The organism is Sphingobium sp. SA916 (assembly GCF_002894065.1).
Lineage (GTDB): Bacteria > Pseudomonadota > Alphaproteobacteria > Sphingomonadales > Sphingomonadaceae > Sphingobium > Sphingobium fuliginis.
In genome coordinates this window covers 1-14,107 of sequence record NZ_LXYF01000086.1, presented here as the reverse complement: position 1 = coordinate 14,107, position 14,107 = coordinate 1, and the positions used below count along the sequence as shown (strand labels likewise).

General features: G+C 64.8%; 10 protein-coding genes. 4 read left to right on the top strand and 6 right to left on the bottom strand.

Going from position 1 to position 14,107, the window contains the following annotated elements:
• Positions 1-187 precede the first annotated feature (187 nt).
• The 4 genes from A8G00_RS22650 to A8G00_RS22635 form a co-directional block, all read right to left on the bottom strand.
• On the bottom strand, positions 188-1,822 hold the full coding sequence (locus tag A8G00_RS22650; protein WP_103001761.1) for an SDR family oxidoreductase: 1,635 nt from the start codon (positions 1,820-1,822) through the stop codon (positions 188-190).
• Positions 1,819-2,235, bottom strand: coding sequence for a thiol-disulfide oxidoreductase DCC family protein (locus A8G00_RS22645; protein WP_048578556.1), 417 nt, complete (start codon positions 2,233-2,235; stop codon positions 1,819-1,821). The genes A8G00_RS22650 and A8G00_RS22645 overlap by 4 nt, the downstream gene beginning before the upstream one ends.
• Entirely contained in the window at positions 2,232-3,464 is a 1,233-nt protein-coding gene (locus A8G00_RS22640) for an NAD(P)/FAD-dependent oxidoreductase (protein WP_103001760.1), read from the bottom strand. Before A8G00_RS22640 ends, A8G00_RS22645 begins: the two co-directional genes overlap by 4 nt.
• Before the next feature lie 91 nt (positions 3,465-3,555).
• Positions 3,556-5,274 (bottom strand): histidine kinase famiy protein, encoded by a 1,719-nt coding sequence (locus tag A8G00_RS22635; protein WP_103001759.1) that lies wholly within the window; start codon positions 5,272-5,274, stop codon positions 3,556-3,558.
• A gap of 167 nt (positions 5,275-5,441) precedes the next feature.
• On the opposite strand from A8G00_RS22635, the gene A8G00_RS22630 reads away from it, so the two are divergent.
• Entirely contained in the window at positions 5,442-8,039 is a 2,598-nt protein-coding gene (locus A8G00_RS22630; RefSeq protein ID WP_103001758.1) for a PAS domain S-box protein, read from the top strand.
• A 129-nt stretch (positions 8,040-8,168) separates the two neighbouring features.
• Here A8G00_RS22630 and A8G00_RS22625 read toward each other — a convergent pair whose 3' ends face one another.
• Entirely contained in the window at positions 8,169-9,206 is a 1,038-nt protein-coding gene (locus A8G00_RS22625) for a DUF2332 domain-containing protein (RefSeq protein ID WP_103001757.1), read from the bottom strand.
• Positions 9,207-9,284: 78 nt separating this feature from the next.
• On the opposite strand from A8G00_RS22625, the gene A8G00_RS22620 reads away from it, so the two are divergent.
• Positions 9,285-10,454 carry a citrate synthase gene (locus A8G00_RS22620; RefSeq protein WP_103001756.1) on the top strand — a complete coding sequence of 390 codons (1,170 nt, stop codon included), beginning with the start codon at positions 9,285-9,287 and terminating at the stop codon, positions 10,452-10,454.
• A 33-nt stretch (positions 10,455-10,487) separates the two neighbouring features.
• Here the strand turns inward: A8G00_RS22620 and nhaA are convergent, their stop codons facing one another.
• Positions 10,488-11,675 carry a Na+/H+ antiporter NhaA gene (nhaA, locus tag A8G00_RS22615; RefSeq protein ID WP_103001755.1) on the bottom strand — a complete coding sequence of 396 codons (1,188 nt, stop codon included), beginning with the start codon at positions 11,673-11,675 and terminating at the stop codon, positions 10,488-10,490.
• A gap of 304 nt (positions 11,676-11,979) precedes the next feature.
• Between nhaA and A8G00_RS22610 the strand changes: the two genes are divergently transcribed.
• Positions 11,980-13,077 (top strand): YadA-like family protein, encoded by a 1,098-nt coding sequence (locus A8G00_RS22610; protein ID WP_172451955.1) that lies wholly within the window; start codon positions 11,980-11,982, stop codon positions 13,075-13,077.
• Complete coding sequence (locus tag A8G00_RS22600) at positions 13,052-13,855, top strand: OmpA family protein (RefSeq protein ID WP_103001754.1); 804 nt, start codon at positions 13,052-13,054, stop codon at positions 13,853-13,855. The genes A8G00_RS22610 and A8G00_RS22600 overlap by 26 nt, the downstream gene beginning before the upstream one ends.
• Positions 13,856-14,107: the final 252 nt, after the last annotated feature.

The window sequence follows — 14,107 nt, the reverse complement described above, 5'->3', positions numbered from 1 at the left end:
CTCCACCTTACCGATGAGCCCGGTGGCCACCGAGATCGAAATCGCATGGGGTGCGGCATGCCCCACCCCATGCGATCATCTCAATCTACACCAGAAATTACACCACGAGCGCGGACGCTAACGAAGACTGAGCGTCCGATAAGGATCGATGTTCCAAATTGCAGCCAGTGGTCGAAAGCGTGGCCTGCTATCGGATTGTCGCCGGTTCCAGCCATCCGCGATAATGGACCAGCCGCCCGATCAGGGGCAATGCGATGGGCACATCGAAATGGAAGCGCCCGCCTTCGGCCCATTCGCGGGCGGACGAACGCGGGGCAAGCCATGTTGGCAGGGGCAGGGGACCGATCCACCAACGCCGCATGATCATGGTCAATCCCTGAGCGTCGCCGGGAAGATCGAAGGCGAAGCGGAACGGGCCGAAGCGCTCGACAAGCCAGCGGCCCCGTTGGCTGAGGTGGCTCTGAAAGCGTCGCCCTCCAAAATTGCGGGTCCAGCTTTCGCGGCCGTCGGCTTCATGGAAATGAACATGCAGGCGATGAGTACCGGCTTTGGGAAAGCCCACGATCCGCGCGATCAATGCCGCGGCCGGGTTCGACGCGCCGGTCACCGTGGCTTCGCCCGCTGCGCCGCCATCGCGAAACACATCATGAATGGCGCGCACCTCCGGGGGGAGCTGTCCGAAGCGATCACCCATGATGCGGTCATATAGGGGCGGCGGAGCAGGCAGTTCCGCCGTATCATGCTGGATGGCCAGCTTTTCGAAGGCATCGGCATAATCGCTCAGCGTCAGCGCCTCTGCGGCATCGCGGGCGCCTGCGGCTTCCTGTCCCGACAGGATGCGCGCTACTATGGGCGCCACGGACAATGTCGGTATTTCCGGGCCATCGCCCCGGTCGGCGATCAGCGTCCATCGGCGCTCGACCTTTTGGCCAGCCACGTCACCGAACAGGCGCACGATCATGGCGGAGCGATCGCTGCCCAGCGACCGGGTCAGGGATTGGAGAGGGTGAAGGAAGCGCGCGAGCGGCGCGAGAGTCGCGACGAGCCGCCAACGCACCAGCCAGCTGGCGAGCCAGAGCGCCCAATTCTGGAACCGGAGTTCCGTACCCGCCCGGAAGGCGACGGCTGGGCGTCCCGCCAGCCTTTCGGGCAGAAGGGCGAGGTCGGGCACATCGACAAGCGCGACCTTGCGACCTGTGATCGCCTCCGTTCCCGCGCATCGGAACTGGACGGAACGCATCTCCTGCCATCCGAAGGCTTTCGCCCAGTGCTGACCGCGCCAGATGCGCAGGGGCTGGCCGACCTGTCCTGCTATGGCGGCGGAAACCGCCGGACCTGCCGTCGCCTTGTTGGATGCGCTGATCGCCATCTCGACCGCGCGCACCCTGTCCATGCCTTGCGCCAGATGACGCACCGCCGCGCCCGACAGCGCCGGCACGCTCGAAGCGCCGGAGAGGAGGATGACGCCTGCGGCTCTGGCGGCATCGTCCAGCGCCCCGATGCCGCACACGAAATCGCGGCTGTCGGCGATGTCGACATAGTGAACCCCGGCAGCAATGCAGGCTTTGGCGATGGCATGATCCATCGCCTGAAAGGGGCCTGAGGCATCCACCACTATGTCCGGCCTATGCTCCTCCAATGCGGTGGCGATCCGACTGCGATCCAGTGCCAGCGGCATCAGGCTGGGCGCATCCCCGCAAAAGGCGCGGGCCTTGTCGATGGACCGTCCAGCGACCAGCACCTCATGCCCTGCAGCGGCGAGACGCCGCGCGATGCGCCCGCCAAAGCCGCCATAGCCGCCAAGGAGCAAGATTCGGCTCACAGGATGCGGCGGGCCTGTTCCGTTGTCGGGATCCAACAGGTCGACCGCTTCCCGAACAGCCGATAACGATGGCGCGCAATCCAGCGATAGACGGGATCGCGCAGCCAGCGCGGAACGATACGGAATGCCGCCAGCCTATTCCAGGGGCGGTCCAGACCCGCCCATATGGCCAGCACCGCATCGCTGTCCCGCAAGGCGCGGCCGTCTTCCACCACGATCAAGCTTTCCGGATTGGCCGGGTCGATCCCGAACTGGCGGTAGAGCGCGGCCCCAATGTCACCTTGCATGGACGCGAGCCGAAAGCGACCGGCGCGGTCATGGCGCAGCACGAAAGCGGCATTGGCCGAGCAGAGCACGCACATGGCGTCGAAGACGATGATGGGGCCGTCGCTATCGCTCGACGCATCGTTCATGCAGCCTCCGCCATGGGCATCCCAACCGTCCAATCGCCATCTAGCCCCAGTGGCGGCAGGGGATTGCCGACCAGCCCGCTGACCATCGCCGCCTGTATGGCGGTGGCCGGCCAGAGCTTGGACAAGGGGCCGACCACGCGGTCGCGGATCAACGGCAGCAGACGGCTGTCCGATTGATAGACCGGGGTGAACAGTGCGGTGAGCCATTGATAGGTCAGCACATGGCGACGGCGCAGTTCGATGGCGTGCCGAATCCCTTCATCGACACCATTCTTCTTTGCTAGACCCTTGGCCAGCGCCCAGGCGTCGAGCAACGCCATGTTGGCGCCCTGTCCCAGCTGAGGGCTGGCGGAGTGCCAGGCATCGCCGATATGGACCAGCGCCGGTCCCACTGGAGCCGCAAGGGTCCGATGGGCGTAGCGGGCGAAGGTCAGTTGGTCAGCATCATGAATCTGATCGAGCAGCGGCATGCAGTCGGGCCATAGCTTGGCAACCTGCGCCTTCCATGGCGCCAGCCCGGCCTCGCGCCAGTCGTCCAGCCGGTCCGCGCGGAGCGACCAGAAGAAAGCAGCCTTGGGCATCGTCGCGCCGGGCGGCGTTCCGATGGGCAGGACTCCCGCCATGACGCTGGCGCGCTCGTAACGCTGCGCGAGTGCGTGGGGATCGAATGCGGCGGTCTGCGGCCAGTCGAGGCTTGCCCACAGTGCGCCATAGGCCAGTTCCCGGCCCGTGGGCGGCGCCAGCGCTGTGCGCGTGCCCAGCGCATCGACGACGAGATCATAGGGGCCACTCGTCTCTCCATCGGCAAAGCACAAGGTGCGTTTGGTTCCGACGGGTGTGCTCCCGGTCATGGTGCGTCCGGTATGGACGGTGATTCCCGCCTGCTGGACGGCGTCATGCAGGATCGCGAACAGGCTGGCACGATGGATGCCAATGCCGAACATTTCCCGGTGGCGAAGGGCCGCATAATGGACGTCGAGGACAATCCGCCTGCCCGCCTTGCCGAAAAGGCGATCGACCCGCGCGCCCCGCGCCCGAGCCTCCTCCAGCAATCCCAATTGAAACAAGACCGCCATGCCCGTGGGCTGGAGCATCAAGCCGGACCCGATGGGTCGAGGCGTATCGAAGCGTTCGAACAGCGTTACATGATGTCCGGCACGATGAAGCAGCAGCGCCGCTGCCAGTCCGCACGGCCCGCAGCCGGCGATCGCAATGTCCAGCCCCCGCATGGTCGCTGTCTAGCTGAGGATACCGTCCTATCCAATAGGAGTGCCACAAGCTTTTAAATCAGCATTCTAGGGCGTGTGGGGATTCAGCCCATCACCCCTCCTTGGCGCCAAACGGACTTTCCTCCCGCCTGACGACGGTGCGGCGTGACAGAGCCGTCCTTACGCGATCCGCCAGCTCCTCGCGACGATAGGGCTTGCCGATCACGTCGAGCCGCGTGCCGCGCGGGATGTCGGCGACCAGATCCTCATTATAGCCCGTGGTCATAAGCACTGGCGTTTCCGGATATAGTTCGTTGAACTTCTCGACCAGTTCCAGGCCGCTCATGCCACCCGGCATGACCATATCGGTGAAGAGCAGGTCGACCTTGATATTCTCAAGCTTCAGGAGGGCTTCCTCGCCGCTTGCGACAGGAATGACCCGGTACCCGATCGCAGCCAGTTGCTCGCTCGCCAGCGCGCGGACATCGTCACTGTCTTCGACCAGCAGGATCGTCTGTCCTCCGGCTTCACCCGAAATCGCCGGCGCTGGCATGGGCCGCACGGGGCCGGACACGGCCTCTTCGGGCGGCGCGACGGGAAAGAGCAGCCGCATCGTCGTTCCCTGCCCCGGCTCGGAGTCGATTTCCAGACGGCCGAGCGACTGCTGCACAAAGCCGTGGACCATTGCCAGGCCAAGGCCGGTGCCGCGCTCCTTGCCCTTGGTGCTGAAGAACGGCTCGGTGGCGCGTTGGCGAACCTCGGCGCTCATGCCATGGCCTTCGTCGCGGATGCTCAATACGACATAATCCCCTTCGGGAAGGCCATGCGCCGCCGCGTTGCCGTTCAGCTTCCAAAGCTCGGTCGCGATCGTCACGGTGCCGCCGCCCGGCATCGCGTCGCGGGCGTTGATCAGGATGTTGAGCACCGCCATCTCAAGATGCGTGGGGTCGATCTGCACCGCCGGGAGCCGACGCTCCAGCGCGGTGACCAGCCTGATCTGCGGCCCCACGGTATTGTCGATCAAATCGCCGAATTCGTGGATCAGCTCGTTCATGTTGATCCGGCGCGGCTCGAGCCGGGTCTTGCGCGCGAAGGCAAGCAACTGGCGCGTCAGCCTCGCGCCGCGCTCGGCAGCCCGGGCAGCATTGCCCAGCATCCGTCGCTGGGCATCGTTCAGATCGTCTCCGAGCACGATGTCGAGATTGCCTGTCACCACCTGCAGCAGGTTATTGAAATCATGCGCCAGGCCGGCAGTCAGTTGTCCGATCGCCTCCATCTTCTGCGCCTGACGAAAAGCCTGTTCAGAGGAGCGCCGACGCGTGACGTCAAGCTGGCTGGCGAAGAAATAGAGGAGCGTGCCGTCGTCATCATAGACGGGCGCCACGAACACCGCGTTCCAGAAGGGACTGCCGTCGCGGCGATAGTTCAGGATTTCGGTGGAAATCGCTTCCTGCGCCCTTACGGCTTCGCGAAGGGCGCGGACGGTTTCCCTGTCGGTGTCGGCCCCCTGCAGGAAACGGCAATTGCGGCCGACGACTTCGCTTTCCTCATAGCCTGTCAGATCGAGAAACGCTTTGTTGGCGAAGACGATGGGATTGTCGTCCTGGCGCGGATCGGTAAGGATCATCGGCATCCGCGTCATCTGCAAGGCAGCGAAGAACACCGTACCGCGCTGGTCGAGCCCAGGTTCCGCCACGGTCGATCGCTTCCAGTGATGCGTCGGCCGGGCACCTGTCGGACTATAGGAGCTGGTGTCTTCCAGATCGCCGGCTGGCTCGCCGGTCGCTTCGTTGGGATTGACGGGCGCTTCTGCGCCATCCTTGTCGGCCACGGGCTACCTCAAATCAGTTTCAACATCGCAATAAATCTTCACCGGCGATCTGGTTGCCATGAGTCTTCGATCGAGATTATCGGCCCGGTCCCACCGTCCCGTCTGCAACCAGTTCAGGCGTTTTGCGTTTGCGTCCAGCATCAGAAGAATTTTTTCCCGGGGGATCGATGAAAAAGCCAGAACCGTCGCGCGCGATCAGCGCTGACGAATGGCGCCAGATCGTCGATGGCGCGGTTGGCACGGCGATCGTCACCACCGATCTCGAAGGCCGGGTGACGAGTTGGAACGAGGGCGCGTCCCGGATGCTGGGCTGGACCGCCTCTGAGGTTCTGGGCGAGACGCTGGAGCGCCTGTTCCCTCCCGGAGAGGGCGCCTCGGCGCTCCGACAAGAGATGACCGACGCGCTGACCGTCGGCCGTGGCGGCGGAACGGAAGGTTGGCGCATTTGCCGCGACGGATCGCAGATATGGGCCGTAGGCGAAATGTCGCCGATCCGCGATCAGGCTGGTTCCGTGGTCGGATTCACGAAGATTTTGCATGATCGCACGAAAAGCAGGGAAGCGCAGGAGGCGATCTCCGAAGAGCGGCGCGCGCTGGAGATACTCAATCGGGCCGGCTCCGCGCTGGCGGCCAAGACCGATCTTCAGGAACTCGTCCAGATCGTCACCGATGCGGGGGTCGAGCTGACCGGCGCCGAATTCGGCGCCTTCTTCTACAATGTCGAGAATGAGGCCGGGGAGAGCTACATGCTCTACACCCTGTCCGGGGCGCCGGCCGAGGCCTTCTCCAAATTTCCGATGCCGCGCAACACATCGGTGTTCGCGCCGACCTTCTCAGGCGAAGGGATCGTTCGCTCCGACGATATAACCAGGGACCCGCGTTACGGGCAGAATGCGCCACGCAAGGGCATGCCCGAGGGGCATCTGCCCGTGCGCAGCTATCTGGCCGTGCCGGTCATTTCGCGTAGCGGAGAGGTGATCGGGGGCCTGTTCTTCGGCCATGCCGATATCGGCGTCTTCGACGATCGGTCGGAACGGGGCCTGGAAGGCCTGGCGGCCGAGGCGGCCGTCGCAATCGATAATGCCAGGCTGTTTCAGGCGCTCGAACGCGAACTCACACAACGGCGGAAGGCGGAGAGCGAGCTGGCCGACAGCGAAGCGCGCTTGCGGCTGGCCACTGAAGCGGCTGAAATCGGCACCTGGGACTACCACCCCGCCTCGAACGAACTTCGGTGGGACGTTCGGTGCAAGCAACTCTTCGGTTTATCCCCGGAGGCGGCAGTCACCTATGCGGGCTCCTTCATCGCGGGAATTCATCCTGACGACCGGGAGCGCGCGGATGAGGCCGTCCGGCGAGCGATCGATCCCGAGGGCATGGGCCGCTACGACATAGAATATCGCACCATCGGTATCGAGGACGGACGGCAGCGGTGGATTTCCGCGAACGGCCGCGCGATCTTCGATACCGACCAGGGAACGCGGTTTGTCGGGACCGTGATCGACATTACCGAGCGGAAGGCGACCGAGGACAGGTTGCACCAGCTTAACGAGCGGCTGGAAGAACAGGTCGAGGCCGAAATCCGCAAACGCGCGGAAGCGGAAGAGGCGCTGCGCCAGTCGCAGAAGATGGAGGCGATAGGACAACTCACCGGCGGGATCGCCCACGACTTCAATAACCTGTTGGCAGGCATCATCGGCAGCCTGGAAATCATCGAAAGGCGCCTTTCCGAAGGCCGGACCGAGGGTATAGAGCGCTTCATCAACGGTGCGCAGACCTCCGCCCGGCGCGCCGCGGCGCTGACCCAGCGGCTCCTCGCCTTCTCTCGTCGCCAGACCCTCGATCCCAAACCGACCGACGTGAACCGGTTGGTCTTCGGTATGGAGGACCTCATCGCCCGCACCGTCGGCCCGGCCATCAAGGTCGAGGTCGTCGGCGCCGCGGGCCTCTGGCCAACCAGGATCGACACCGTCCAGCTTGAAAGCGCGCTCCTCAATCTCGCCATCAACGCTCGCGACGCCATGCCCGACGGCGGCAAACTGACGATCGAGACCGCGAACAAGTGGCTGGACAATCGCGCCGGGCGGGAACGCGACCTGCCGCCGGGGCAGTATATCTCGGTGTGCGTCACCGACACGGGGACAGGCATACCGAAAGACATCGCCGACCGGATATTCGATCCGTTCTTCACGACCAAGCCGATCGGCCAGGGCACGGGTCTGGGTCTTTCGATGATCCATGGTTTCGTGCGGCAGTCCGGCGGCCAGGTTCGCGTCTACAGCGAAGCGGGGCAGGGAACGACGATGTGCCTCTATCTGCCCCGCTACTCCGGCGATGTCGCGGACGACGCCGCGGCGGCGGAATCGCCGATCCCGGAAACGGGCGCCGGGGAAACCGTGCTCGTGATCGACGACGAACCGACCGTTCGCATGCTCATAATAGAGGTGCTCGAAGAGGCTGGATATGTCGCACTCGAAGCCGAAGATGGCCCTTCAGGGTTGAAAATCCTTCAATCCGACGTCCGGGTCGACCTGCTCATCACCGATGTCGGATTACCCGGAGGCATGAACGGCCGACAGATCGCCGACGCGGCCCGCGTCGGTCGCCCGGACCTGAAGGTGCTTTTCGTAACCGGGTTCGCGGAGAATGCCGCTGTCGGCAACGGTCATCTTGAGAGGGGCATGGAGGTTATCACCAAACCATTTGTGATGACCGAACTCGCGAACAAGATCACCGACATGATCGAACATCGGCACCTAGGCGCCTGATCGACGCCGATCTCCGGCCGCATCGGTCAAAGGTCATCTTGAGGGGCGTGGCATGAGACAGCTGACCGTCCGGACCTGAGGACCGAAAATTAGGAATAGCGCGTTGTTTTCGTCTGTTTCTATGGCTCCTTACTGCCAGACGGCATATTCACCATGGGGATGGACGACAGCCAGCAGCCGATCGTGCCCCGGCCCCGACCATAGCCGCAGTTCGAACTGCCGCGCGGTCTCATTCAGTTCCATCCGGAGCCAGAAGAACGGCGCATCGGCCGTCGCGGCAGCGGCATGGCTCTCCAACGTCGCAAGGATTTGCGCCTGCTCGACCGGCAGGATATATTGCCAGACCACCGAGTGGAACACGACCGTCGCGAAGCCCGTCTTAGGTGCCGCGCGCTCCACGAAACGCGCTGCATTCTCCGCCTCGACCACCAGCGAACCGCTTTGACCCAGCGCGACCGCCGCCTGCAGGCGTTCCATTCTCTCCCGCTGCTCAGCCCAGCAATAGGACAGCAGACGGGTGGCATCGGCCGTCTGCCGGATGTCGATCGGGCGACGGTCGCAGGCATGCCGCTCCGCCACGATCAAGTCCCGGTCCAGCGAGGGTGCCGCTCCTTCCCATCGGCTTGGGACAATCACGGAACTGGCCGGATCGCCCCAGATCGTCCCGCCGATCTCATAGCGAAACGCATCCCACAGGCTGTTCAGCCCCGCGCTCGCGCCCAGTTCAAAGCAGCGTAGCGGGAGCCCGGCCTCGCGCTCGATCGTCAGGAACCCGCCCAGCAGGCATGCCGAGCGCCGCACCTCATTGGTCTGCGGCTCATGTGTCAGAATGGCGGCCACCGGCCCGGCATGGTCGATCAGCACCTGCTCCGCCGTCACCCAGGCCTGTTCCGGTTCCTCTGCCGCAGGCGGGTAGCAGGCTGCCAGAGCGGGCGCTTGCCCGCTCAGCACCAGATAATGCAGGCTCGCCAGCAGCCGGAGCGCGACGGCATCGCGCACCAGTCGATCGGCCGGAACCCCGCTCCAGTCCGCCAGCAGATGCGACACTATCCCGCCCGGGATGATGGCCCTGCCCGCCCGTTCCAGCACAGCCGCGCTGAACGGCGCACCCAGCGTCGCGCAGGCATGAGATTGGCGTTCAAAGGCTTCCAAAAGCGTGTTCGACATGGCGATCTCCCGGATATTCGCTTGCCCGGAAAAGCCCCCATCGACATTGATCGGTCAATCTTGATAAATATAATCAATATGAAAGAGAGCGATTGGATATCCGCCGAGGAGGCGCAGTTGCGCCTGGGCGTTCGCGCGCAGACGCTCTATGCCTATGTCAGCCGCGGGCATGTTCAGGTGCGTGCCCATCCAGCGGACGCGCGCCGCAGCTTGTATCGAGCGACCGATGTGGATGAACTCGCCGTCCGCAACGGGCGCAGCCGCAAGCTGGCGGATGTGGCGTCCGCCGCCATCGCCTGGGGCGAGCCCGTCCTGAGTTCGGCGATCACCACGGTGCGCGCCGGCCGTTTCTTCTATCGCGGCCATGATGCCGTCGGACTAGCGGAGGATCGGCCGCTCGAAGCCGTCGCTCGCCTGCTGCTCGGCGAAGACCAACCCGGCGCCGACAACATGGAGCGAACCCCACCGCCCGACCATGTCGATCTCCACCATCGCCTCTACCAGATGCTGGCGGGGCGTGCCGCGGCCTCGCCGCCGATGCTGGGGTCGAGCGACGGTATGATTGCTGCCGAAGCGGCGCTGCTGCTGGACCTCATCGCGGATGCGGCCGCTGGCGCTGTCCTGCCCGGCCCGATCCATCAGCGGCTGGCGAACAGTTGGGGCGCCGACCCCCATGGCGCGACGGCTGACCTCATCCGCCGCATGCTGATACTGGTCGCCGATCATGAATTGAACGCCTCCACTTTCGCGGCGCGTGTGACTGCATCGACCGGCGCCTCGCTGGCCGCCGCTGTCCTGTCCGGCCTTTCGACGCTTTCCGGCCCGCGCCATGGCGGCATGAGCGCCATGGCGCGGCGTTTCGCCGCCGAAGCCGAGCTGCATGGCGCGCGGGACGCTGTCCACGCGCGGCTGGTTGAGGGGCGGTCCCTGCCGGGTTTCGGCCATCCACTCTATCCGCAGGGCGACATAAGGGCGAAAGCGCTGCTCGACGGCTTCGAACTGCCCGCCTCGCTGGCGGCATTGCGGGCAGCGGCGAAGGATCTGGCCGATGTCGAACCCAATATCGACTTCGCCATGATGGCTATCTGCCTGTCCTGCGGCATGCCTGCCCAGGCGCCCTTTGCCCTGTTCGCGACAGCGCGCAGCGCAGGCTGGATCGCCCATGCCGTTGAACAAAACCGGACGGGCAAACTGATCCGGCCTCGTGCTCGCTATGTGGGGCCGGAACCGCTGATCGGGTCGGATTGACGGACCGGGCCTTGGCCGCGACACGGCTGTGCTTCAAGCCTCCATGCGGTCCGGCGTGTCTCCCTTGGCGACCCGCAGCAGCAGATAGCCAAGCAAGCCGGAAAGCAGGGAGCCGGCGAGGATGCCGATCTTGGCTTCGGCCTGGAGCATCGCGTCGTTCGAAAAGGCGAGAAGCGTGATGAACAGGCTCATCGTGAACCCGATCCCGCACAGGAGCGCCGTGCCCAGCATCTGGAGGCGGCCCGCATGAGCAGGCATGTCGGCCATGCCGAGCCGGATGGCGAGCATCGATGCGCCGAACACACCCACCACCTTGCCGACCAGCAGGCCTAGCCCGACGCCCAGCGTGACCGGCGCGACAAGGGCCTCCGCCCGAAGGCCGAGAAGGGGAACGCCCGCATTCACCAGCCCGAAGAGCGGCACGATCAGGAACCCCACCGGCCAGTGCAGCAGATGTTCGAGCCGATGGAGCGGGCTATGTTCCTCCAGATCCGGTTTGCCGGGCGTCCCTTGCAGCGGAATGGCGAAGGCGAGGATCACGCCCGCCAATGTCGCATGGATGCCCGAGCGCAGGACGAAGAGCCACAATAGCGTGCCGATGAGCAGATAGGGAATGAGCCGGCGCACGCCGGAACGATTGAGCGCGAACAACAGGATGGTGACGGCCGCCGCGCCGCCGAGGTCGATCAGCGAGAGTTTTGCCGTGTAGAAGAAGGCGATGATGACGACCGCGCCAAGATCGTCGATGATGGCGAGCGCCGTCAGGAAGACGCGCAAGGAAATGGGAACGCGGTTGCCCAACAGCGCGATCACGCCCAGTGCGAAGGCGATGTCCGTCGCCGCCGGGATCGCCCATCCCCGCGCGGTCGCACCGCCGTTCAACGCCAGATAGACGAGCGCAGGCACCGCCATGCCGCCCGCCGCCGCAATGCCGGGCAATATTCGACGGGGCCAGGTGGAGAGTTGCCCGTCCATCACCTCCCGCTTGATCTCCAGCCCGACGAGCAGGAAGAAGACCGCCATCAGCCCGTCATTGACCCAGTGATGCAGGGACAATGGGCCAATCCGGCTGTGCAGCAGATGTTCATAAGCCCGACCGAGGGGTGAATTGGCGATCAGCATCGCCAGCGCGGCCGCGACCATGAGAATGATTCCGCCGGAGGCCTGTCCTTTGAGAAACTGGCGCAGGGCGCTGAGCGGCTTCACACGCAAGAGGGCCATCGAGAAAACTCCCGGCAAGTCATCAGCCCGCTGGCGGCCCGACCAACGGCTATCAACCTGCCCGCCCGACAGCCGAAGCGAACACCCGTCGCCGCTATGGCAAATGCGCTCGCGGCGCACAACCGTATCCGAAGTCAGGCGACGGATCGCGGAGGATGAGGAGGGAGCATGGGACGCTTTCCTGATCCCTGAACCGGGCGCGGCAACCGAATCGACGCTGTCGCCTCTTCCGCATGCAATGGATTGTGCTCGATCAATGATGATCGGCCCAACGGTCTGCTACCCTTGCCGGGCAGGTGGGGCAGTGAACGCCACCAGCACCGATGCGGTCAACGGCTCGCAATTGCAGGCGACGAACGACCTTGTCGCCCAGAACAGCGCGGCCATCGTCCAGCTAGGCTATGATCTTGCGATATTGAACGATCTGGCCGTCAAATATCAGGATGGGACGAAATCCTCCATCATCCTCGGCGGCGCAGGCGGCACGGCCATCGCCAATCTGGCCGCCGGCACCACGAGCAGCGACGCGGTCAACCTGTCGCAGTTGAGCAGTTCGGGGAGCGGCGGAGGCGGCGGCGGCGGCGGTGGCGGTGCGGCGCAGGACGCGCTGCCCTATGATCCGGCGATCCAGGCCTATAATGCCGCGCGCGGCGGCGTCGACCAGAAGATCGGCGGCGTTGCCGCGGGCGAACTGAGCGCGGCATCGGCCGAGGCGGTCAATGGCGCGCAACTCTACGCGACCAATGTGCAACTGGCCTATAATGTGACCGCCATCACCGACCTTCAGGAAGCAAGGGCAGGGTATCTCCAGGTCAACAACAGCTCCGGCCATGCCAAGCCCGTCGCGAGCGGCGCGGACACGCTGGCCGCGGGGGCGGGCGCCGTGGCGTCCGGCAGCGGCAGCCTGGCCCTGGGCACGCAGGCGCAGGCGATCGCGCGGGGCAGCGTCGCGCTTGGCTATGCTTCTGTCGCCGACCGGGCCAATACGGTGTCGGTCGGCAGCGCTGGGGCGGAGCGGCAGATCACCCATGTCGCCGACGGCATCGCTCCGACCGACGCGGTCAATCTGCGCCAGCTGCAAGGCGGAATGGGGCAGGCGGTGGATGCCGCCAACGCCTATACGGATGTGCGCTTCAATCTGTTCGACAGCGGCCTGCGCAATTTGCGCCGCGATGCGGAGGGCGGCATCGCCGCGTCCATGGCGATGGCTGGCATACCGCAATTTTCCGAGGCCGGCGGCGGCACCCTGGGCCTGGGCGTCAGCACGTGGCAGGGCGAACATGCGGTCGCCATGGGAATATCGAAGGTGTCGGATAATGGCCGTTTCATAATGCGGGCGTCCGCAACCTATAACAGCCGCAATCAGGGAGGCGCCAATGCCGGCATGGGCATCGCGTTCTGAAAGGCGCCGGTATCTGGCCCTGCTGGCACTGGTCCTGTGTCCGTCGCCCGCGGCGGCGGCCGAGCCGGACTTTCTGCCGGACATCGCGCCCTTGTCGGATTTCCCCGATCCCGGTCGCGCCACCCGCCGCGAGGGTGTGTTTCTGTTGCCCCAGACGCCGCGCCTGTTAACGCCCGGCATGACCAAGCGGCAGGTCTATGCCTTGCTGGGCGTGCCCCATTTCCATGAGGGTTTGATTGGTGAGCGGCGCTGGAACTATATCCTTGATTTCTATACCGGTTCTGGAACGGAATATCGGATTTGCCGCCTGCAATTGCATTGGGACCGCAGGATGCGCCTCGAAAAAATGGCCTGGAGCGACAAGGTGTGCCGGGACATGGTCTACGCGCCGCCGCAACCGCTGGCCGGCGATCCGCAACGCCCGGTTACGGTGCGGAAGCTGCCGACGCTCACGGTCTATTTCGATTTCGACAAGGCCGATGTGCGCGAAGACGCGCATCGCGAACTGACCGCATTCCTGCAGGGGAGTGAGCGAAGCATCCAAAAGCTGTCGGTGACGGGTTTTACCGACAGCGCGGGGCCGGATGCCTATAATGACCGGCTGAGCCTGATGCGGGCGGATGCCGTGGCCAGGGATCTGGTGGCGATGGGGGTGCCCCTGTCGAACCTCCAGGTCTCCGGAGCGGGGGAGCGCACGCCCGCGCACCGGTCCGAGGGAGGCGCTGCCGATCCTCTCAACCGGCGGGTGCTGGTCCGCATGATGTCGAATGACGAATGATGATAAATCCCTGCGCTTCGTAGCCGGATCGCTGGCATGTCCGGCAAAGCCGGTGCGCGGGAGCGATGGTCGCTGCGTCCCGCCGAAAAGCTAGAGCCATCGACATTCAGCCCTGACGGCCTGCAAATGACGCTTTTCCGTGCTTCCGGTGCTCACCTACTTTGAGTAGGCTGCGCTCCGGGTCACGGAAAACCACCATTTTACCTTCGGTGGCCTTCGGCTCGGCTCGTCATCTTCTGAATGTCGATTGGC

Coding starts and splice junctions, on each gene's coding strand:
- A8G00_RS22645 (WP_048578556.1), bottom strand. CDS start 2,235: ATGAACGATGCGTCGAGCGATAGCGACGGCCCCATCATCGTCTTCGAC.
- A8G00_RS22640 (WP_103001760.1), bottom strand. CDS start 3,464: ATGCGGGGGCTGGACATTGCGATCGCCGGCTGCGGGCCGTGCGGACTG.
- A8G00_RS22630 (WP_103001758.1), top strand. CDS start 5,442: ATGAAAAAGCCAGAACCGTCGCGCGCGATCAGCGCTGACGAATGGCGC.
- A8G00_RS22625 (WP_103001757.1), bottom strand. CDS start 9,206: ATGTCGAACACGCTTTTGGAAGCCTTTGAACGCCAATCTCATGCCTGC.
- A8G00_RS22620 (WP_103001756.1), top strand. CDS start 9,285: ATGAAAGAGAGCGATTGGATATCCGCCGAGGAGGCGCAGTTGCGCCTG.
- nhaA (WP_103001755.1), bottom strand. CDS start 11,675: ATGGCCCTCTTGCGTGTGAAGCCGCTCAGCGCCCTGCGCCAGTTTCTC.
- A8G00_RS22600 (WP_103001754.1), top strand. CDS start 13,052: ATGCCGGCATGGGCATCGCGTTCTGAAAGGCGCCGGTATCTGGCCCTG.